Origin of the sequence: Paenibacillus sp. W2I17 (assembly GCF_030815985.1) — a bacterium.
In the GTDB taxonomy this organism is placed as follows: domain Bacteria; phylum Bacillota; class Bacilli; order Paenibacillales; family Paenibacillaceae; genus Paenibacillus.
Window position 1 is genome coordinate 2,077,519 of sequence record NZ_JAUSXM010000001.1, and the last position, 21,190, is coordinate 2,098,708.

Annotated in this window: 17 protein-coding genes; all 17 read right to left on the reverse strand. The window is 46.1% G+C overall.

Going from position 1 to position 21,190, the window contains the following annotated elements; genetic code table 11:
• Positions 1–11: 11 nt before the first annotated feature.
• Positions 12–1,007 (reverse strand): polysaccharide deacetylase family protein, encoded by a 996-nt coding sequence (locus QF041_RS09035; RefSeq protein ID WP_047842504.1) that lies wholly within the window; start codon positions 1,005–1,007, stop codon positions 12–14.
• A gap of 175 nt (positions 1,008–1,182) precedes the next feature.
• Entirely contained in the window at positions 1,183–3,285 is a 2,103-nt protein-coding gene (gene pnp / locus QF041_RS09040) for a polyribonucleotide nucleotidyltransferase (protein WP_307413660.1), read from the reverse strand.
• A 259-nt stretch (positions 3,286–3,544) separates the two neighbouring features.
• Entirely contained in the window at positions 3,545–3,814 is a 270-nt protein-coding gene (rpsO, locus tag QF041_RS09045) for a 30S ribosomal protein S15 (protein WP_036609297.1), read from the reverse strand.
• Positions 3,815–3,973: 159 nt separating this feature from the next.
• Positions 3,974–4,912: a bifunctional riboflavin kinase/FAD synthetase gene (locus QF041_RS09050; RefSeq protein WP_373461321.1), complete on the reverse strand. Its 939-nt coding sequence runs from the start codon at positions 4,910–4,912 to the stop codon at positions 3,974–3,976.
• A gap of 70 nt (positions 4,913–4,982) precedes the next feature.
• Positions 4,983–5,906, reverse strand: coding sequence for a tRNA pseudouridine(55) synthase TruB (gene truB, locus QF041_RS09055; protein ID WP_036670396.1), 924 nt, complete (start codon positions 5,904–5,906; stop codon positions 4,983–4,985).
• The gene (locus tag QF041_RS09060; RefSeq protein WP_307413663.1) at positions 5,900–6,877 is read right to left on the reverse strand and encodes a DHH family phosphoesterase; all 978 of its coding nucleotides are present in this window, start codon (positions 6,875–6,877) and stop codon (positions 5,900–5,902) included. The genes truB and QF041_RS09060 overlap by 7 nt, the downstream gene beginning before the upstream one ends.
• A gap of 19 nt (positions 6,878–6,896) precedes the next feature.
• Entirely contained in the window at positions 6,897–7,256 is a 360-nt protein-coding gene (gene rbfA / locus QF041_RS09065; RefSeq protein WP_017689140.1) for a 30S ribosome-binding factor RbfA, read from the reverse strand.
• Positions 7,257–7,281: 25 nt separating this feature from the next.
• On the reverse strand, positions 7,282–8,010 hold the full coding sequence (locus tag QF041_RS31250) for a translation initiation factor IF-2 (RefSeq protein WP_373461322.1): 729 nt from the start codon (positions 8,008–8,010) through the stop codon (positions 7,282–7,284).
• Positions 7,958–9,868 (reverse strand): translation initiation factor IF-2, encoded by a 1,911-nt coding sequence (infB, locus tag QF041_RS09070; protein WP_373461323.1) that lies wholly within the window; start codon positions 9,866–9,868, stop codon positions 7,958–7,960. The genes QF041_RS31250 and infB overlap by 53 nt, the downstream gene beginning before the upstream one ends.
• On the reverse strand, positions 9,861–10,190 hold the full coding sequence (locus tag QF041_RS09075) for a L7Ae/L30e/S12e/Gadd45 family ribosomal protein (RefSeq protein ID WP_017689142.1): 330 nt from the start codon (positions 10,188–10,190) through the stop codon (positions 9,861–9,863). Before QF041_RS09075 ends, infB begins: the two co-directional genes overlap by 8 nt.
• Complete coding sequence (rnpM, locus tag QF041_RS09080; RefSeq protein WP_017689143.1) at positions 10,183–10,488, reverse strand: RNase P modulator RnpM; 306 nt, start codon at positions 10,486–10,488, stop codon at positions 10,183–10,185. Before rnpM ends, QF041_RS09075 begins: the two co-directional genes overlap by 8 nt.
• 25 nt (positions 10,489–10,513) lie before the next feature.
• Positions 10,514–11,611 (reverse strand): transcription termination factor NusA, encoded by a 1,098-nt coding sequence (gene nusA, locus QF041_RS09085; RefSeq protein WP_047842500.1) that lies wholly within the window; start codon positions 11,609–11,611, stop codon positions 10,514–10,516.
• Positions 11,612–11,734: 123 nt separating this feature from the next.
• Positions 11,735–12,196: a ribosome maturation factor RimP gene (gene rimP, locus QF041_RS09090; protein WP_047842499.1), complete on the reverse strand. Its 462-nt coding sequence runs from the start codon at positions 12,194–12,196 to the stop codon at positions 11,735–11,737.
• A 256-nt stretch (positions 12,197–12,452) separates the two neighbouring features.
• Positions 12,453–16,772, reverse strand: a complete 4,320-nt coding sequence (locus QF041_RS09095) for a PolC-type DNA polymerase III (RefSeq protein ID WP_307413665.1) — start codon at positions 16,770–16,772, stop codon at positions 12,453–12,455.
• 343 nt (positions 16,773–17,115) lie between these two features.
• A complete protein-coding gene (proS, locus tag QF041_RS09100; protein ID WP_062833824.1) occupies positions 17,116–18,570 on the reverse strand; it encodes a proline--tRNA ligase in 1,455 nt (484 codons plus the stop codon).
• 62 nt (positions 18,571–18,632) lie between these two features.
• Entirely contained in the window at positions 18,633–19,904 is a 1,272-nt protein-coding gene (rseP, locus tag QF041_RS09105) for an RIP metalloprotease RseP (RefSeq protein WP_307413669.1), read from the reverse strand.
• A 113-nt stretch (positions 19,905–20,017) separates the two neighbouring features.
• Positions 20,018–21,157: a 1-deoxy-D-xylulose-5-phosphate reductoisomerase gene (locus QF041_RS09110; protein ID WP_076208881.1), complete on the reverse strand. Its 1,140-nt coding sequence runs from the start codon at positions 21,155–21,157 to the stop codon at positions 20,018–20,020.
• Positions 21,158–21,190: the final 33 nt, after the last annotated feature.

The following is a 21,190-nucleotide window of genomic DNA, read 5'->3' on the forward strand; positions in this document are numbered from 1 at the left end:
AAAAACAACGTTCACTCAACCGCAGAGGTATTTACACGTTCCGAAGACAGCGTCTCACTTACTGTTCCGAGCACCAGACCTTTGGCCCGTATGGATTGAATCATGCCCTTTAAAGCTCCCGAAGAAGCAGCTGTAGGGTGCATTAGAATTAACGTGCCTGCCTCGGTATTTTTAGCAATTTTGGCAACAACGGCATCCGGGCTTGGCTTACGCCAATCCACAGTATCTACTGTCCATAACACGGTTTGCAGTCCCATGGATGAAGCAATGTCAACGGTCTTCTGATTAAAGTCACCGGAAGGCGGAGCAAACCAACGATTCTCTACGCCCAGTGTTTTATGGAGCAGATCCTGGGTTTTGCTAATTTCCAGCTTGGCCCGTTCTGCGCTCAATCGACTCATATTGGGGTGAGAATATGCATGATTGGACATCTCATGCCCACGCTTTTGAATTTCTTTGGCCAGTTCAACATTTTTGCTTAACCAACTTCCATCCAGAAAAAAAGTAGCCTTCACTTTCTCGGCATCGAGCGTATCCAGCATCGGTTTAATGTATTCGTTCCCCCAGGCCACATTAATCATAAAAGAAACCATCGGTTTGTTTGCATTCCCCCGATAAATCGGATGTGCACCCAAATCCTTAAGCTGGATCTCCGGCTCAATCTGACGGTAGACATACGCTATTTTGGTATTCAACGTTCCACTCAGCGCCTTACGGTATGTCGCTTCCACATCAATCTCCATGCCATTATAACCAGGAATCGCTTTCCATACCCGATCCACTCTGGCATTTACCGGAGCAATTTTCGTTTCAGCCGCTTTATCCCGAATCGCAGACAACAGCGCATCTTCTCCAGTTGCCTCCTTAAACATGTCAAAAGCATTTTGCGTACCTGGCCCATCACGGATCTCCGTAATGTATGTACGTACACTGCCAACTTGTCCGATCAATATGACCGCAGTCACACCCGCCAGAACAGCCGCCAGCTTTTTGGATTGGTTTCCCACAGCTCCATCCTCCCGCCGTCTTTGTCCCCATCATATGAGGACAAGGGCAAAAATATGAATGCTGAGCCATGGTTTCATCCTTGCTTTACGTATTTAAACGTTAAAAAAAGAGCCAGAAATTCACATTCTGTCTCTTCATTCAATCTATCCATTTATAACCTGTCGCTTCGGTATCCTAGGATTGAGCCGGAGCTTCAGCAGTCAAAACTGCTTTACGGGACAAGTTGATTCGACCTTGTGGGTCAATTTCCGTTACTTTTACCGTAATGGAATCACCGATAGCTACAACATCTTCCACTTTGGCAACACGTTCAGTTGACAGTTGCGAGATGTGTACCAGACCTTCTTTGTTCGGAAGTACTTCAACAAATGCACCGAATTTTTCTACGCGTTTTACTTTGCCGACATAAATCTCGCCGACCAATACTTCGCGCACAATACCTTCGATGATCGCTTTGGCTTTATCATTCATCTCCTGGTTGGAAGAAGCGATAAAGACACGTCCATCCTGTTCAATATCAATTTTAACACCGGTTTCTTCGATGATTTTATTGATAATTTTACCACCTGCACCGATCACATCACGGATTTTGTCCGGATTGATATGCATCGTTGTAATTTTAGGCGCATATTGTGATAACTGCTCACGTGGAGTTTTCAATATTTCGTTCATTTTGCCCAAAATGTGCATACGACCTTCTTTGGCTTGCGCCAATGCATCAGACAAAATTTGACGATTAATACCAGCAATTTTAATGTCCATTTGAATCGCGGTTACACCTTCAGGTGTTCCTGCTACCTTGAAGTCCATGTCACCCAGGTGATCTTCCATACCCTGAATATCACTCAGAATGGATACATGATCACCATCTTTGATCAGACCCATAGCTACACCCGCAACTGGAGCTTTGATTGGAACACCTGCATCCATCATAGCTAAAGTGCTGGCACAGATACTTGCCTGAGATGATGAGCCGTTGGATTCCAGAACTTCAGATACCAAACGAATCGTGTACGGGAAATCCGTTTCGGAAGGGATCACTTTGGAAAGAGCGCGCTCACCCAGAGCACCATGTCCGATTTCGCGACGGCCTGGAGCACGTAATGGACGAGCTTCACCTACGCTGAATGGTGGGAAGTTATAGTGATGCATGAATCGTTTCGTTTCTTCAAGACTGATTCCGTCCAAAATCTGAACATCACCCAGTGCACCAAGTGTACAAACGCTAAGTGCTTGCGTTTGACCGCGCGTAAACAGTCCTGTACCATGTGCACGTGGCAACAGAGATGTATCACATTCAATTGGGCGAATTTCAGCAAGTCCACGTCCATCCGGACGAACTTTATCATGCGTGATCAGACGACGCACTTCTTCTTTGACGATATCGTGCAGAACTTCCTTCACGTCTTTGAGCAATTCCGGACTTTCAATATATTTCTCTTCAAAGTGAGCAACGGTTTCGTCATTCACTACATCGATTGCATCTTGACGAGCATGCTTCTCGGCGATTTTAACCGCTTCGACCAGACGAGCGCTGGCGAATTCACGCACACTGTTGTTAACTTCAGCATTAACGGTACGCAACTTAACAGCCATTTTTTCTTTTCCAGCAACTTGCACGAGTTGTTCGATTACAGCAATAATGTTTTGGATCTCATCATGTCCAAACATGATTGCTTCGAGCATCACTTCTTCCGGCACTTCGTTTGCTTCGGCCTCAACCATCATGATGGCATCTTTGGTTCCTGCAACGACCAGTTCAATATCACTGACTTCAAGCTGTGCAATCGTTGGGTTAATGATGAACTCGCCATCAATACGTCCAACTTTCACGCCACCAATCGGTCCGCTGAATGGAACATCCGAAATGCTCAATGCTGCTGATGTACCAATCATTGCAGCGATTTGCGGTTCGCAATCCTGATCCACACTCATAACGATATTCAGAACTTGTACATCATTCCGGAAGCCTTCCGGGAACAAAGGACGAATTGGACGGTCTGTCAGACGGCTCGAAAGAATCGCTTTCTCACTTGGTCTGCCTTCACGTTTAATAAACCCACCCGGGATTTTACCTACGGCGTACAATCTTTCTTCATAGTTCACCGTTAATGGGAAAAAGTCCAGATCTTTCGGCTCACTTGATGCTGTCACAGTACACAGTACCACGGTATCCCCGTATGTTACCTTAACGGCAGCATTAGCCTGCTTGGCCAAACGCCCGGTCTCAAGCGTAAGCTTTCTTCCACCAAGCTGCATTTCAACACGCTGTTCCATGAAACCCCTCCTTTTATTCGTTCCTAATTCAATGGATTCTGCATATTCACAGTATTTCCTGCTTGTCCTGCATTCATTAGCTATGTATGGAACTTTCAACATGCTAACCTGCACAACAAAAGCTCCTCACGGAGCCCCATCTACAAATATATGGCAACATGTTCATCTACAAAACAACCCGGCTGTAAGTTCCGCTTGTCCTTTTAGACAAAAGAATGACGGATAACAGCCAGGTTGATTTTGAAAACATGTACGATAATTAACGACGCAATCCGAGTTTTTCGATCAGTGCGCTGTAACGTTTAACATCTTTGTTTTTCACGTAAGCCAAAAGCTTACGACGTTGACCTACCATTTTCAAAAGTCCACGACGTGAGTGGTGGTCTTTCTTATGCGTACGCAAGTGGTTTGTCAAACTTGTGATGTTTTCCGTAAGGATAGCAACTTGCACCTCTGGAGATCCTGTATCGGACTCGTGAGTTTTGTGCTCGTCGATCAGTTGTTGTTTACGTTCTTGAGTCAATGCCATCCTGTTCACCTCCTTCAATATAATCGCCATTAGCCTCGTCACCGCCGGTGAGAGCAAGCAACCAAGCCAAGGTTAATGTTGTCTCAATCGACAACGTAGTACAGTATATCATAATTGCCTAGTTAAAGTAAATGTAAACATGCATTTAATCCTGAACCTTTAAGATAACAGGCGGCCGGCAGTTAATGCATCTTCACGAATCTGGCTAATTAATGCCTCAATGGAGTCAAACTTTCGTTCTGCACGAATATAGTGAACGAGCTCAACCTTTAGTTCCTGGTCATACAAGTGTCCATCAAAATCAATCAGGTGCACTTCAAACGTAGGTTTCATCCCGCTTTCGTGAAACGTAGGTTTCACACCGAGATTCATTACGCCATGCAGTTCCTGTTCGCCATACTGCACACGAACAGCGTAAACACCCTTCGACGGGGTAACGTAATGATCCGTGAGTTCAAGGTTGGCTGTAGGAAATCCAATCGTTCGTCCACGCTTCTCCCCGTGAATGACGGTTCCTCTGATGCTGTAAGGTCGGCCAAGCCAATGACTGGCCTCATCCATCTCCCCACGCTTCAACAGGCCACGAATGAGAGAACTGCTCACTTTTTCACCATTTAACAAGAAAGGAGGAACGGTTTCCACCGTCATCTCTCCTTCTCCCAAAGTACGAAGAAGTTGTTCATCCCCGGCACCCTTGTGACCAAAACGGAAGTCAAAACCCACCACCGCTGTTCGTGTCTGAAGAGGAATCAACAAGTCGTGTACGAATTGTTGCGGCGTCAACCGTGAGAAATCTTCATTGAACTCCACCACATAGAGTACATCAACGCCCATTCCTGCCAAGATCTCTTCTTTATCTCTCAAGGGAGTTAAATAACCCTCGTAATCCCCTTTGCGCATAACTTCCTTCGGATGTGGATGAAAGGTCATGACCGCTGCCTGCATGCCCGTTTCCCGCGCAATGCGGACAGCTGATAAAATGACACTTGCATGTCCGAGATGCAGTCCGTCGAATTGACCAATCGCAAGCACTTGGGGCAGTGTGCTCAGCTCAGTCGAATGTAACGTCTGCGGATAGGTTAGCATTACGGTTTTCACAATCATTCACCTGCATTTCACTAGATAGGCCAAGCTAGAGCATCACCACAACTCCAAGCTCGAAACCTCTTTATTCCGGCAAAAAGACTTTAACTGCCCTCACCGTTGGTTTTAGTTCATCCCGTTCAAATATCCCCAGAAACGTACCATCCTGAGCATACAACCGCAATAAACCAGGTTGCTCTACAGGCGGTTCCAGAAGACGTGCAGACAGTTTCTGACCTTGAAGTGCTCCTTTGGTCTGTTCTTCTCCAACCTTATGGGCCGGAATTGAAGCAATAGCCTCGTCAACAGGAATCAACGCCTCCGCCAAAGTCCCGTCAGCCATAAGTTGTTCCACTTCTTCAATTCGAAGACAACGATCTGCAGAGATACCTGCCGATATCGTACGCTCCAGTTGAACCATGGTTGATGGATATCCAAGTTGCCGGCCAATGTCTACACACAATGTCCGAATATAAGTACCTTTTGAACATAAGGCCCGGAAGGATATATCGGTGGTCTCACCCTGAGTCTCAATCCCAGTGAGTTCGAGCTCATAGATTGTGACCTCACGGCTCTTACGCTCTACCGTCTTACCTTCACGAGCAAGCTCATAAAGACGTTTGCCGTCTACCTTTACCGCAGAATACATGGGTGGTACCTGTGAGATCGTGCCCAGAAACTGCTCAAGCACCTGTTGAACCTGTTCCTGTGTTACTTCCACAGTCGTTTCAGCCCGCTCAATGACTTCCCCTGTCATATCCTCTGTGTCAGTAGACAGTCCCAATCTCAGCGTAGCCAGATATTCCTTCGGAAGCTCCTGCATGTACTCCACCACACGTGTCGCCCGTCCAAGACAGAGCGGCAGAACGCCTGTAACTTGTGGGTCAAGTGTGCCCGTATGCCCAATGCGCTTCATTTTGAGAATGCGACGCATTTTGGCTACAACATCATGAGAAGTAAATCCCGCCGGTTTATATACCGGAAGTACACCTTCAAATGGCTTTACCATTGTGAATTCACCTGCTTCAGCACTTTTGCGATAATATCATCAAGTCTGCCTTCCAGACGACATCCGGCTGCGAGCACATGCCCGCCTCCGCCAAAGGTCTGTGCTAGTGCAGCAACATCAATCTTACCAGCTGAACGCAAAGAAACCTTGACTGCATTCTCGTTGATGACTTTGAAAAAGATACCAACTTCCACGCCCTGAATGTTGCGCGGATAGTTCACTACCCCTTCAAGATCTTCATTAGCTGCTCCACAAGCCACCATATCATCTGGTGTAATAACAACCCAGGCTATCTTTCCATCATCTGTCATCTGCAGGCTTGATAGTGCCTGATTCAAAATCCGAACTTGCGGAAGAGTCACCTGTTCCAACAAGGTCTGGGCGAGATAGGGTCCATCCACGCCATGTTCAAGCAGTCTGGAGGCCGTTGTCATAACATTTGGGCTGGTGTTGGCATAGCGGAATCCACCTGTATCCGTAAGCAATCCTGTATAAACTGCCGTCGCAACATCTTGATCCCATGTTACTTGGAACAGGTTAAGAAAATCGAACAAGATTTCAGCCGTAGCAGCAGCATCTGACTTAATGATGTTGACTGTACCATAACCGTCATTTGTAGGGTGATGATCAATATTCAAGATAACAGCATCTTCTTCGAAATAATGACGTGTCAAACCTACTCTGGCAAAGTCTGCACAATCCACACAGATAACAGCTTTATATTTTCGCTGCGGTGGTTGTTCGGTCATGTTCACAATGTTGCCTGCTTCCCACAAAAATTGCATACGTTGCGGGATTTCACCTTCATTAATCATCGTGAATGTCTTACCCAGACATGACAGCAGCCAGCCCACCGTTACCGTCGAGCTGACTGCGTCACCGTCCGGCTGTACATGCGACACGACCAGGTAATCATCATGCTCCAGCAGAAATTGCTTTCCGGCCTGGAGCGCCTGTTCATAAGTGTGCATTGCCGTCTCCTCTATTCTGTTACTGGGATTCGTTCTTGTCGGAACCAATATCGCCAAGCAGCTTCTCAATTCGGCTGCCATAAGCGATGGATTCGTCAATCTTAAATATCAACTCGGGAACATGCCGGAACCGGATACGTTTGCCCAGCTCCGAACGCAAAAATCCATTTGCTTTTGCCAGAGCTTTCAGCGTGTTATCTTTTTGTTCCTGTTCACCGAAGACACTCAGATAAACTTTGGCTTGCGACAAGTCTCCTGTCACTTCGACTCCCGTTACCGTAATAAAGCCGATACGTGGATCTTTCAGTTCAGACTGGATGAGCAGACTTATTTCTTTCTTGATCTGCTCGCCCACTCTACCTGTACGAATCTTAGCCATTGTTGTTCACCTCATGCTTCCTTGCTTATCGTTGTACTGTCTCCATAATGAAAGCTTCGATAACGTCGCCTTCTTTGAGATCATTATATTTATCAAGTGTGATACCGCACTCGTAACCTTGTGCTACTTCTTTGGCATCATCTTTATAACGTTTCAGGGAATCCAGCTTACCTTCGTAAAGGACAATGCCATCACGAATCAGGCGTGCTTCCGCAGAACGCGTAATTTTACCTGAGGTAACCATACAACCAGCGATGGTACCCACTTTACTGATGGAGAACGTGCTCCGAACTTCAGCATGACCGATAACTTTTTCTTTGTAGATCGGATCAAGCATCCCTTTCATCGCTTGTTCAATTTCTTCGATAACACTGTAGATTACGCGATGCAGACGAATGTCTACTTGCTCTTGATCTGCAGTTGCTTTCGCCTGGTTATCAGGACGAACGTTGAAACCAATCACGATGGCATTGGATGCTGCCGCCAAAATGATGTCGGACTCAGTGATTGCACCAGCGCCGCTATGAATGATTTTCACGCGTACACCTTCAACTTCGATCTTCGCAAGGGAACCTTTCAATGCTTCAACCGAACCTTGTACGTCACCTTTGATGATTACGTTCAGATCTTTGATCTCGCCATCTTTGATGTGCTGGAACAGATCATCCAACGTTACGCGAGTATGTGTACCCAGATCGGATTCACGTTGCGTAATCGCAGCGTTTGTCAGCGATGGAACGCGCTTTGCGCTCATCTTCAAACACCATGAATGGATCTCCCGCACCTGGAACTTCAGTCAAACCTGTGATTTCTACAGGTGTTGAAGGTCCAGCCTCTTTCAAACGACGACCTTTGTCATTGACCATCGCACGGACACGACCGAAGCAGTTACCTGCTACGAAAGCATCGCCGACTTTCAATGTACCGTGCTGTACGAGGATACGTGCAACTGGGCCACGTCCTTTATCCAGCTCGGCTTCAATCACTGTACCACGGGCACGTTTGTCCGGGTTCGCTTTGTATTCGTTCACTTCTGCAACCAGCAGAATCATTTCAAGCAGACCTTCCAGACCCATTCTTTGTTTCGCTGACACGTTAACAAAGATGGTATCTCCGCCCCACTCTTCAGGAACGAGTTCATAGCTAGTTAGTTCTTGTTTCACTTTGTCTGGATCAGCGCCCGGCTTGTCAATTTTGTTGACAGCCACGATGATTGGTAGCCCAGCAGCTTTGGCATGGTTAATCGCCTCAATGGTCTGTGGCATAACACCGTCATCCGCAGCTACGACAATAATCGTCATATCCGTAACTTGTGCGCCACGTGCACGCATCGCTGTAAACGCTTCGTGACCCGGAGTATCCAGGAACGTGATCTTTTTGTTGTTAATTTCAACTTGATATGCACCGATATGTTGCGTGATTCCGCCTGCTTCGCCATCGGATACATTCGTGGAACGAATAGCATCCAGCAAAGTAGTTTTACCATGGTCAACGTGACCCATGATCGTAACTACTGGTGGACGAGCCTGCAAGTCAGCAGCATCATCATTCTCTTCCAGTGTTTCGAAACGGTCATCTTCAAGCACAATCTTCACTTCAACCTCAACACCGAATTCACCTGAAAGCAGAAGGATCGTTTCGATATCAAGCTCTTGGTTGATTGTTGCCATAACGCCCATAGCGATGAGCTTTTTGATAACTTCGGAAGCATCCTTATGGAGCAACTTCGCTGTTTCACCAACGGTCATATCACCACGAACGATGATTTTCTTAGGTGTGTTATCAATTTTCTCACGTTGTTGGTACTGTTGTTGATTTCTGTTGCGGTTGTTCTTGCCACCACGGTTACCACGGAAGTTGCCGCCACGGTTGTCATCATAACGACGTCCACCGCCACCGCTGTTCGAACGGTTACCACTATTGTTGTTGTTGCCAGTAGTACCACCTGGGCCGCTTCTACGTTGGCCTTGTCCTTGGCTCTGACCTTGGCCACCGCTACGGTTGCCAGCAGTACCTGTATTACCACCGCTGTTAGGGCCTGAAGTTCTTACTTGACCGCCACCGCTGTTATTCGGACGTTGACCTGTTCCTTGCGGACGGGATGCAGTACTGCTTTGTCCTCCTTGAGCTGGTCTTGGACGGTTAGTTGATTGTCCTCCTTGGCTTGAGCCTTGGGAAGAGTTCGTTCTGTTACGGCTGTCTTGGCCGCTGGGTCTTTGGGTGCCATTGTTATTGTTGGAATTTGGTCTATTGTTCATACCTACCTGCTTTTCCTGTTGTATTTTTGTTTGTACGGGACTACCGGATGGGTTACTGCTCTTCGGCGTGTTCACTCCGCCGGCCGGCTTGTTGCTGTCCACTGGTTTGTCACTGCGTACTGCCGAAGTAGCAACTGGTTTTGCATCGTTGCCTTGTTTCGAAGCAGCAGTGGATTTTATATCTTTAAAAAATTGTTCCACCTTACCGACTGAACCATTCTCCATGACACTCATATGATTGTTTACGGGAATTTCCAGCTTTTTAAGAATGGTTATAATTTCTTTACTACTCATATTAAGGGACTTCGCATATTCATAAACTCGCAATTTATCCTTGTTTTCCTGTTTACTCAATATACTCCACCTCCGACATTATACCGACTTGCTTGGAGATCATTTTTGCAAACCCTCGATCCGTTACTGCAAGAACAACACGCGTGTCTTTACCGATACTTGAACCCAGGCTATCCCGGTCAAATCCGATCAACAGAGGAACCTTATAAGTTCCGCATTTATCGCGAAATTTCTTTTGTGTATTGGCTGAGGCGTCACCCGCAACAATAACCATTTTAGCTTCGGAAGAACGGATCGCTTTAAGTACAATTTCTTCACCTGTTACAAGTTTACCTGCACGCATAGAGAGTCCCAAATAAGACAGCGTTTTAATATTAGTCATGTTCACGCTCCTGTGCTGCTTTGAATTCATCCTCAACCGCGATGAAGTCAGCTGCTAATTGCTCGTAAATTTCAGGTGAGACTTTGCCTTTTAACGCCCGATCCAAAGCCCGGTTTTTGAGTGCGAGTTTAAAACAGGACTCTTTGCCGCATAAATAGGCACCACGTCCGGATTTTTTGCCAGTCAAATCGATCAGCACTTCATCCTCTGGCGTTTTAACAATGCGAATCAGCTGCTTTTTGGGCATCATTTCTTGGCATGCCACACATTTGCGCAGCGGCACTTTTTTTGGTTTCATACGTCAGCGCCCCCCGTACTTTACTTTAGTCGACGGAGACGGAATCCTGATGCATTTCAGAAGAAGAATCTTTTTCTCTGCCGAATTCCTGTTCCGCCTGGCTCTCGCTCTTAATGTCGATTTTCCAGCCGGTTAATTTGGCTGCTAATCTGGCATTTTGGCCTTTGATACCAATTGCGAGCGACAGTTGATAGTCCGGAACGATAACCCGAGCCATCTTTTCTTCCTCAAATACATGAACTTCCAATACTTTGGAAGGACTCAGTGCATTAGCGACATATTCGTCTACCTGATCGGAGAAACGAACGATGTCGATTTTTTCACCGCGCAGCTCACCCACAATGGTCTGCACGCGCATTCCCCTAGGACCTACACAAGATCCAACTGGATCAACTTCCTCGTTGCGGGAGTGAACGGCAATCTTGGAGCGGAACCCTGCTTCGCGAGCGACGGAGCGAATTTCAACTACACCGTCAAAGATCTCAGGCACTTCCAGTTCAAAGAGACGTTTCAAGAGGCCCGGATGGGTACGGGACAAAATGATTTGCGGCCCTTTCGTCGTATTCTCGACCTTGGTGATATACGCCTTAATACGGTCACCATGAACAAACTTCTCGTTCGGCATCAATTCGGTCAGCGGTAAAGCCGCTTCGATTTTGCCCAGATCGATGTAGATATTGCGCAAATCCTGACGCTGCACCACTCCCGTAACGATATCTTCTTCCTTATCTACGAAAGCGTTGTAGATCAGGCCGCGTTCGGCTTCACGAATCCGCTGGGTCACTACCTGTTTGGCAGTTTGTGCCGCGATACGTCCGAAATCACGCGGCGTAACTTCAATCTCCGCAATATCTTCCAGCTGGAAGTGTGGGTTGATTTCTCGTGCAGCAGGCAATGAAATTTCGGTACGTGAATCCAGGACTTCTTCCACGATCAATTTACGGGCATACACCCGAATAACTCCCGTATTACGGTTCATGTCAACACGCACATTCTGGGCCGTGTTGAAATTCCGCTTGTAGCTGGAAATTAGTGCAGCCTCGATCGCTTCAAACAGCACATCCTTGCTGATCCCTTTTTCCCGTTCCAATTCATTCATTGCTTCAATAAAATCCATACTCATGAATGTTGATCCCCCTTTCAAACATGGCATCTCATACGTAAAACGGCGAAAGGCTCTGAACTCATGAGCACCTTGCCGTTATCGTGAGATGTGTCTTTTTCATTAATAAAGTGAACAAGGCACTTAAAACAAAATAGCTAGGCGCGCACTGGCAACCTTATCATAAGAAATGGCATGCTGTTTTTTGCCTGCTTCGATCACGAGTTCCTCGTCATCAAAGGAAAGCAGCTTGCCTTCAAATTCCTTCAATCCGTTCACCGGCTCGTAGGTTGTAACAAAAACATTTTTGCCTACAGCTTTGGTAACGTCCTCAGGTTTTTTCAGTGGACGCTCCGCACCGGGAGAAGACACTTCAAGGAAATAGATGGTTGGAATCGGATCGTTCTCATCCAGCTTGGCGCTCAGCTTTTCGCTGATCAAGACACAATCGTCGATGTCGATGCCACCCTCTTTGTCGACATACACCCGTAAAAACCAGTTGCTGCCTTCTTTGACGTATTCGATGTCAACCAGCTCGAAGCCTTGTTCGTTCAAGTAGGGTTGGATCATTTCTTCCACGGTAGATTTAATGTTCGTTGTGCTCAAAACCAATAACCTCCAACTTAGGTTACACCAGCAAAAAAGCACTGGCAGATTATTCAATACCCAAGATTCTTGTATACCAAAGACTAAAGAGTGGGTTTCCCCACTCTTTAGAAATTCGTACTATCTCGTTCACTTCAAAAATTATAACATAGTCTGGTAATAGTGACAAGTAAGCGATGGTTCAGGCAGTTTACTTACTAATGAAGGAAAAATTACGTTCCCCCAACAATCGCTATGGTTAGATCCAAATTCAATCCTAGAAAAGGGAAAGCTGATTGCTCTCTGGCAAGCCACGGAAACATCCCATATTCGACAGGAGTTCAACAATGGTCTTACTTGCTTTCGACTTCTGCTGGAAATCTTCCACCGATAGGAATTCACCATGATCTCTTGCCGCAGCAATATTGCGAGCAGCATTATCCCCGATTCCTGCCAACGCCGAAAATGGAGGGATTAGTGATTTTCCGTCAACGATGAACTTTGTCGCTTCCGAACGGTATAAGTCAATGGACTTCAGCGAGAATCCGCGTGCTGCCATTTCCAGACCCATTTCCAGGACAGGTAACATGTTTTTCTCTTTTGGAGGTGCTTGGAAACCTAATTGCTCAATTTCCGTAATTTTGCGATAGATCGCGTCATATCCTTGACACATCAGTTCGATATCAATCTCATCCGCCCGCACGGTAAAGTAAGTTGCGTAATATTCAATCGGATGATACAGCTTGAAGAACGCCGTACGTACTGCCGAAATAACATAAGCGGCCGCGTGAGCCTTCGGGAACATGTACTGGATTTTGAGACACGAATCAATGTACCATTGAGGCACTTTACAATTCTTCATCTCGTCAATCCATTCCTGTGGCAGCCCTCGTCCCTTACGAACACTCTCGGTAATCTTAAAGGCAAGACTTGCGTCCATTCCCGTTTTATAGATCAGGAATAACATGATATCATCCCGACAACCGATTACCGTCTTAATGTTACACGTTCCGTTCTTAATCAGATCCTGAGCGTTTCCAAGCCATACCCCTGTACCATGAGACAATCCGGAAATCTGCAGTAAATCGGCAAAAGACGTCGGCTGGGATTCGACAAGCATCTGACGTACAAACTTCGTTCCCATCTCTGGCACGCCAAACGTCGCGACTGGCGACCTAATCTGTTCCGGTGTAACACCCAGAGCGTCGGTTGAGTTAAACATGCTCATGACTTTGGGATCATTCATCGGAATGGTCGTTGGATCGACCCCTGTCAAATCCTGTAACATCCGCATCATAGTTGGATCATCGTGCCCCAGAATATCAAGTTTCAGCAAGTTTTCTTCAAAAGCATGATAATCAAAGTGTGTGGTTTTCCACTCCGCATTAACGTCGTCAGCCGGAAACTGAACAGGTGTAACGTCTTCGACTTCGATATAATCAGGTACCACGACAATACCGCCGGGGTGCTGTCCAGTACTCCGTTTCACCCCAGTACAGCCAGAGGCCAAACGATTCAATTCAGCTCCGCGCCATTTCTTGTGATGTTCTTCCTCATACTTCTTGGCAAAACCAAATGCTGTTTTCTCAGCCACCGTACCAATGGTCCCCGCACGGAAAACACTCTTCTCACTAAATAGTACTTTCGTATAGTTATGAGCATGAGGCTGATAATCACCAGAGAAGTTCAAGTCAATATCGGGAACTTTATCTCCTTTAAATCCAAGGAAGGTCTCGAACGGAATATCCTGGCCTTCTCCTTTAAGTGTGCCACCACAATCCGGACACTCTTTCTCTGGAAGGTCAAATCCACTCCGAACACTGCCGTCCAGGAACCACTCGCTGTGTTTGCATTCCGAATTCACACAAATATAATGAGCAGGTAGTGGATTAACCTCGGATATCCCCAGGAATGTAGCAACAACAGAGGAGCCTACCGATCCCCGCGAACCTACGAGATAACCATCCTGATTCGATTTTTTAACCAAGCGTTCCGAGATCAGATAGTTGGCAGAAAAACCGTATTTAATAATTGGAATGAGCTCTTTCTCTAGTCGTGCCACGATTACTTCTGGTAATTCCTCACCATAGATGGACTTGGCAGTGTTATAGCAGGTATTACGGATTTCTTCGTCCGCACCTTCCAGAATCGGAGTAAACAGTTTGTCCGGGAATAACTTAATTTCCTCAAATCGGTCAGACAACTCCACCGTATTTGTAACAACGACCTCGTATGCTTTCTCTTGACCCAGGAACTGGAATTCTTCCAGCATTTCCTCTGTCGTTCTAAAATGTGCATCCGGTTTACGTTGATCTTTCAGTGGACTAAATCCTGTAATACCGTGAATGGTGATATCCCGATATAACTTGTCACGCGGTTCCAAATAGTGCACGTTACCTGTGGCTATGACCGGTTTATTAAGTTTTGCACCTATATCAATGACTTTACGGATCGCTGTTTTGATTTCTTCGGGTGTAGCCACCAACCCTTTATCCACCAAATGCATATACATGGTAAGTGGTTGAATCTCCAGTATGTCATAGAACTCAGCGATCTCTTCCGCTTCTTCGAGCGATTTGTTAAGCACCGCTTCGAAAAACTCCCCTTTTTCACAGCCCGATATAATAACAAGGCCTTCACGCAAATTAATCAGTTTTGATTTGGGAATGCACGGTACCCGCTTGAAATGTTCCGTATGAGAGAGAGATACCAGCTTATATAGATTTTTCTTACCGACATCATTCAATGCATAGATGCCACAATGGAAAGGTCTTGTATTCGACAAGTCGACACCTACATAATCGTTCAAGCGATCAAGCCTCGTTAATCCTTTCATCTGAGCAGCATCATTTAATAATCCGATTAGTATACCCGCGAGTGCAACCGTATCATCAATGGCACGGTGATGACTTTCGAGTCCAACCTTATACTTATCCGCCATCGTATTCAGACGGTGGTTCTTATTTTTTGGAAATAACAATCTCGCCAGTTCCAATGTGTCAAGGACCGGGTTAGGAAGCTCTGGCAATCCAATTTGCTTCAGGGAAGCCTGGATAAAGCCCATGTCAAAACGTGCATTATGCGCAACAAGCACACCATCACCAGCAAACTGCACAAAATCACGGATTACAGGCTCCAGCTCAGGTGCGTCTTTTACCATGTCATCATTAATATTGGTCAACTGCTGAATGTTGTAGGGAATGCGTTCATGCGGATTCACAAACGTTGCAAATCGGTCGATTTCTTTACCATCTTGCATCTTCACGGCTGCAATCTCAATGATTTTGTTTTGTGTTACCGACAAACCTGTGGTCTCGATATCAAATACGATGTATGTTGCTGTTTGGAGATCCAATGGCTGAGGAGCCATTACAACGGCAACAGAGTCATTCACGACATTGGCCTCAAGGCCGTAGATCATCTTAATCCCGTTTTTCTTAGCAGCCTTGGAAGCCTCAGGATATACCTGCACCCCACCATGATCAGTGACAGCAATCGCCTTATGTCCCCACTCGGCTGCCATTTTCACGTATTTGTCAATTGAAGTTACAGCATCCATCGTACTCATTGTAGAGTGCAAATGGAACTCCACCCGTTTCTCTGGTGCATTGTCTTTGCGAGACGGCGGTGCTTTAACTTCAATCAAATCCGAAGGAATCATGGCGAGTTCAGGAATTTGCATAAACCGGTCATATTCTACACGACCACGCACTTTTACCCATTTACCGTTAGCCAACAAACTGAGAATTTTTACATCCTCTTTTGTTTTGGCAAACATCTTCATTTGCATGGAATCCGTGAAGTCGGTCAGGTAGAAGGTAAACAATGTGTTTCCGTTTCGCAGTTCTTTACGATCCAGTCCAAACACCGAACCTTGAAGCGTGACCTTTTTCTCTTCATCCTGAATTTCCTGCATAGGTACCGCAGGTTCCTTGATGTCATAACCCATTTGCAAACGCAGATCACCCTGCTCCTCATCCACCGGGATTTCTGTGTCCACTTCACTCATCATCTTCTCGATGACCTCAAGTTCTTCTACACGTTTTTGGGCCTGGAACTGTTCCATGGCCTCTTTATTGCTTCCCACTTCACCCACTTGCATCTTGATGCGAAGAGGTAGATGAAAGTATTTTTCATAGAATTTCGTAATAGCCTGATCAATCTGTTTCTTACGTGCCAATTCCATCGACGTTGCATCACTCATTGTCAGTTGTAGGAGATCCTCTTCACATTCAAAGGTTGTCCGGTTCATCCAACCATTTACAGATGGAATCTCACGGGTAACCCATTCCAGAAACAGATTCCAATATTCACTGACGATATCACCATTTTGTACTTGGTCCGTGTATTTGAAGCCAAATGAAATTTTGGCGATATGATTCATCTTCTCTTGAATATGCAGACAAAATGTGCGATAGATTGGAGCGGGTACCAACGTATCCTTTGCAATCAGAATATTCCATTCCCGATTACTTCGATTGGTCTCTACTTGTTCAATCCATCCATCCAAAAAATAGGGCTCTAACAGACCAGCCGGAAGCTCTGCCTGTTTCATCAACAACTCAAACCGTTTTCTTTTCTCCTCGAATCCGCTCATCGTGTTCCTCCTTGTACCCCCTTAAAGCATGAAAAGCCCCTGCATTCAAAAATGTCACCGATCCGAACTCGCACCGACTCATTTTATCCGACAGAAGCTCTCCATTCATTACTCTTACAGTCCGTACGTGCCATTATATAAATTGAACAAAAAGATATTTACACTTACCACTCCGATAACAGAACAACCTTCCGATCGCTGTTATCCCCAGATTTTTTGATTCTCTTTTACAAAGGGGACAATCCGGGGATAAAGGCGAACGCTTTGCTTCTTCAGGTTATTTCTGTTCTCTACGTTCTCATGTAAATGTTTAGTTCAATGTATATAGTCAGGTTATCCTGACTTAATACGCTCTAGCAAACACAACCGTGTGTTCTGCCTGTTCACCACAAGCCAGGCACGTATGCTTTTCTTCCGCAGGCTGGAACGGAATGTTCCGGCTTGTTGCACCTGTGACTTCTCTTACTTTATCTTCGCAAGCTTCTGAACCGCACCATCCAGCCAGTGTAAACCCGCGTTTATTTTCCATCAGTTCTTTCATCTCATCGAGTGTATCCACGGAGTAGAAGTTATCCGACATAAATGTGCGAGCACGCTCTAACATATCTACCTGGATCTGTGTCAGCATAGACTGGATTTCTTCTACCAGGTTCGCTTGTTCTACCACTTTCTTCTCACCTGTGATGCGTGATACGAGTACACAAACGCCATTTTCCATATCACGTGGACCAATCTCCAGACGAATCGGAACACCGCGCATCTCGTATTCATTGAACTTCCAACCTGGGCGAACATCGCTGCGATCATCCATTTTCACACGGACTCCAGCTTTTTTCAACTCAGTGAACAACTCATCTGCACGCCCAACCACAGCATCACGCGTTTTCGGAGGTCCAATTGGAATCATGACCACTTGTGTTGGTGCGACTTTAGGAGGAAGTACGAGACCACGGTCATCTCCGTGAACCATAATTAATGCACCGATCAAACGTGTGCTTACTCCCCATGAAGTAGTGTAAGCCAGCTCGAGCACATTATTCCGGCTAAGATACTGGATTTCAAATGCTTTTGCAAAGTTCGTCCCCATGTAGTGAGATGTACCTGCTTGTACAGCACGTCCATCCTTCATCATTGCTTCAATCGAGTACGTATCCACCGCACCCGCAAACTTCTCGGATTTGGTTTTCTGACCCACAATTACAGGAATAGCCAAGTATTCCTCAACTACTTCACGATAAATCTCAAGCATTTTCATCGTTTCTTCACGTGCTTCTTCTTCCGTCTCATGCGCTGTATGACCTTCCTGCCACAGGAACTCACTTGTGCGAAGGAAAGGCAACGTTCTTTTTTCCCAACGAACTACGTTAGCCCACTGGTTGATCAGTACCGGAAGATCCCGATAAGACTGAATCCACTTGGAATACATGTGACCAATAATCGTTTCGGATGTAGGACGGATTGCCAGACGTTCTTCCAGCTTCTCTCCGCCGGCTTCCGTAACCCATGGTAATTCAGGATTAAAACCTTCCACGTGCTCTTTTTCCTTTTGAAAGAAGCTCTCAGGAATGAACATCGGGAAGTAAGCATTGCGATGACCCGTTTCCCGGAAACGACGATCCAACTCATCCTTAATGTGTTCCCAGATTTCAAAGCCGTCTGGTTTAAACACGATACAACCGCGTACGGGTGCATAGTCCATGAGATCAGCTTTTTTGATAACATCAATGTACCAGCGTGAGAAGTCCTCACCCTGTGGTGTGATTTCAGTCACGAACTGTTTATCATTTTCCTTTGACATAAGACTCCAGCGTCCTCCCATAACGACTATCTCTGAATGTCCAGAGCGTAGTCCAACCGTAATTATCCGTTAATTAAACGTAATATATCATTGTAAGTTACTGCCAGCATCAACACAAACAACATCGCAAACCCGATGAAATGCACCATGCCTTCGCGATTGGGATCAACAGGTCTGCCGCGCAGCGCTTCAATTCCCAAAAATACCAGACGACTACCATCCAGTGCAGGTATTGGTAGCAGGTTGAAAATCCCAAGGTACAGACTCAAAATTGCTGCCCATCTCGTTAACTGTTCAATCCCTTGTTTAGCAATTTGCCCTGTCACTTCAAATGTACGAACTGGGCCACCAATATCATCCATGTTGAATTGATTGATCAGATGTTTAAAACCTTCAAATATTATTTTGGTTGTATCAACCATGGCCACGCCTGAGACTTTAAATGTCTCTACAAATCCAACAGATCGGGTTGGTAACGTAGGTACGATTCCCACTTTACCGCCTTCTTGTCCTTCTACAGCAAGTGGAGTAATCGTTATATTAAACGTATCCGAACCCCGGCGCAGCGTCCATTCCATCGGCTTGTCTTTGGAATCGGCAATCATCGACACCATTTTTTGTGAATCCGTACCAATTGCAGTACCATTGATGGTTTCTATAATATCGCCCTTTTGCAGGTTCGCCTGATCGGCTGCCCCACCTTCAAGCACTTCACCAATTTGAAGATTTTTTGGATTTTCCACAGGAACTCCTGCCATCTGCGCATATACAGCAAACAGCACAAAGGCCAAGATAAAGTTCATGAGTGGGCCCGCAAAAATAGCCAATGCACGCTGTCCAACAGTTTTGCTGCCGAATTGACGATCTTTCGGTGCAATCTGCGTTTGTTTACCACGACTTACCAACATCGCTTGGGGATGTATACGATACTCCTGAATCTCTCCATCTACATCGAGTTGAAGCTTCAGCGCTCTCTCCATATCAATGGAGATGACTTCACCACGTATTACATTTTTACGGTTATCCAGCTGGTCCAGATAGATCATCTTCACCTGGTCATCCGCCGATCTTACCGCAATGGTCTGTCCTTCCTGGATCTCTACCAGTTCCGGATCTTCCCCTGCCATCCGTGCATATCCACCAAAAGGCAACAAACGCAATGTAAACTGGGTCTCGTTTCTTTTATATGAGAACAATTTGGGACCAAAACCGATCGCAAACTCCCGTACAAGAATACCGGCGCGTTTGGCAAAATAATAATGCCCCCATTCATGAACCGTCACGATGACAAAGAACATGAGCACCGTTAGAAATACCACTTGTATGGTTTCCAATCCCTATCCATCCTCCTTCACGGCACATACCGCAGTCTGTCCCTCTAGATTATCATTATTCTCTGATGCCGCACAAGAGAATCACTTCTTCCAATTTGTAATGAAAAAAGAGATTACAGACTGGCCGCAAGCTTACGGCTCTCCTGATCACAACGCGCGATCTCCTGCAGATCAGGCTCGTCCACATTGTGGTGTGCTTCCAGCACAGAAGCAATAATATCTTCTATTTTAAGGAATGATATCTCTTTACGCAAGAAACGGGCTACAGCAACCTCGTTGGCTGCATTAAACGCCGTTGTTGCGGTTCCTCCCATTTTACCACACTCATACGCCATTCTTAAACACGGGAACCGTTCCATATCCATCTCACGGAAATGTAATTTCCCAGCTTGAGCAAGAGACAGACGCTGTGCCGGTGATGGCAAGCGGTCAGGGTAAGTCAGTGCATATTGAATGGGAACACGCATATCCGGATTCCCCAGTTGTGCGATGATGCTGGTGTCATCAAATTCCACATAGGAATGAATAACACTCTCTGGGTGAAGCAATACATTAATCTGATCATATCGAAGACCAAATAACCAATGTGCTTCAATGACCTCAAGTCCCTTGTTTACCATCGTTGCCGAGTCTATCGTGATTTTCGAGCCCATTGACCAATTTGGATGTTTAAGCGCATCCTCTATAGTCACGTTCTTCAACTGTTCACGGGTAAGATCACGGAATGATCCACCTGAAGCGGTGAGCGTGATACCTGTCAGGCGTTCTCTGTTTTCACCATTTAAACATTGGAATATAGCAGAGTGCTCACTATCAACGGGCAGTAAAGAGACTCCTTTGGCAGCCGCTCTTGTCGTGACGATATGCCCCGCTGTAACCAATGTCTCCTTGTTGGCCAGTCCGATCTGTTTGCCTGCGTCTATGGCAGCAAGCGTTGACTCCAATCCAACACTGCCCACCACTGCTGTAACAACCGTATGCGCATCGGTTCCTGCCGCAACTTCTACGAGTCCTTCGTTGCCATAAAACAGTTGCGTTCCTGCTGGCAAATGTGGAGCTACCTTCTCCGCCAGTTCTTTGGACCCCACCGATACCTTCTTCGGCCGGTAACGTTTGGTTTGTTCGATCAGCAGGTCTGTATTGCCTCCGGCAGCCAGTCCCTCCACTTGAAAGAGTTCTGGATGCATGTCAACTACATCCAGTGTCTGGGTTCCAATGGAACCGGTTGACCCGAGAATCGCAATTTTTTTCATGCTGCACCTCATCTTTAATTATCCAATGCCTAC

Excerpts from the sequence above, each read along its gene's own strand:
- QF041_RS09075 (WP_017689142.1), bottom strand. The coding sequence starts at position 10,190 with ATGACTAATATTAAAACGCTGTCTTATTTGGGACTCTCTATGCGTGCA.
- QF041_RS31250 (WP_373461322.1), bottom strand. The coding sequence starts at position 8,010 with ATGAGCGCAAAGCGCGTTCCATCGCTGACAAACGCTGCGATTACGCAA.
- rnpM (WP_017689143.1), bottom strand. The coding sequence starts at position 10,488 with ATGAAACCAAAAAAAGTGCCGCTGCGCAAATGTGTGGCATGCCAAGAA.
- rbfA (WP_017689140.1), bottom strand. The coding sequence starts at position 7,256 with ATGGCTAAGATTCGTACAGGTAGAGTGGGCGAGCAGATCAAGAAAGAA.
- rpsO (WP_036609297.1), bottom strand. The coding sequence starts at position 3,814 with ATGGCATTGACTCAAGAACGTAAACAACAACTGATCGACGAGCACAAA.
- truB (WP_036670396.1), bottom strand. The coding sequence starts at position 5,906 with ATGGTAAAGCCATTTGAAGGTGTACTTCCGGTATATAAACCGGCGGGA.
- QF041_RS09095 (WP_307413665.1), bottom strand. The coding sequence starts at position 16,772 with ATGAGCGGATTCGAGGAGAAAAGAAAACGGTTTGAGTTGTTGATGAAA.
- QF041_RS09110 (WP_076208881.1), bottom strand. The coding sequence starts at position 21,157 with ATGAAAAAAATTGCGATTCTCGGGTCAACCGGTTCCATTGGAACCCAG.
- proS (WP_062833824.1), bottom strand. The coding sequence starts at position 18,570 with ATGTCAAAGGAAAATGATAAACAGTTCGTGACTGAAATCACACCACAG.
- pnp (WP_307413660.1), bottom strand. The coding sequence starts at position 3,285 with ATGGAACAGCGTGTTGAAATGCAGCTTGGTGGAAGAAAGCTTACGCTT.
- nusA (WP_047842500.1), bottom strand. The coding sequence starts at position 11,611 with ATGAGTATGGATTTTATTGAAGCAATGAATGAATTGGAACGGGAAAAA.
- QF041_RS09060 (WP_307413663.1), bottom strand. The coding sequence starts at position 6,877 with ATGCACACTTATGAACAGGCGCTCCAGGCCGGAAAGCAATTTCTGCTG.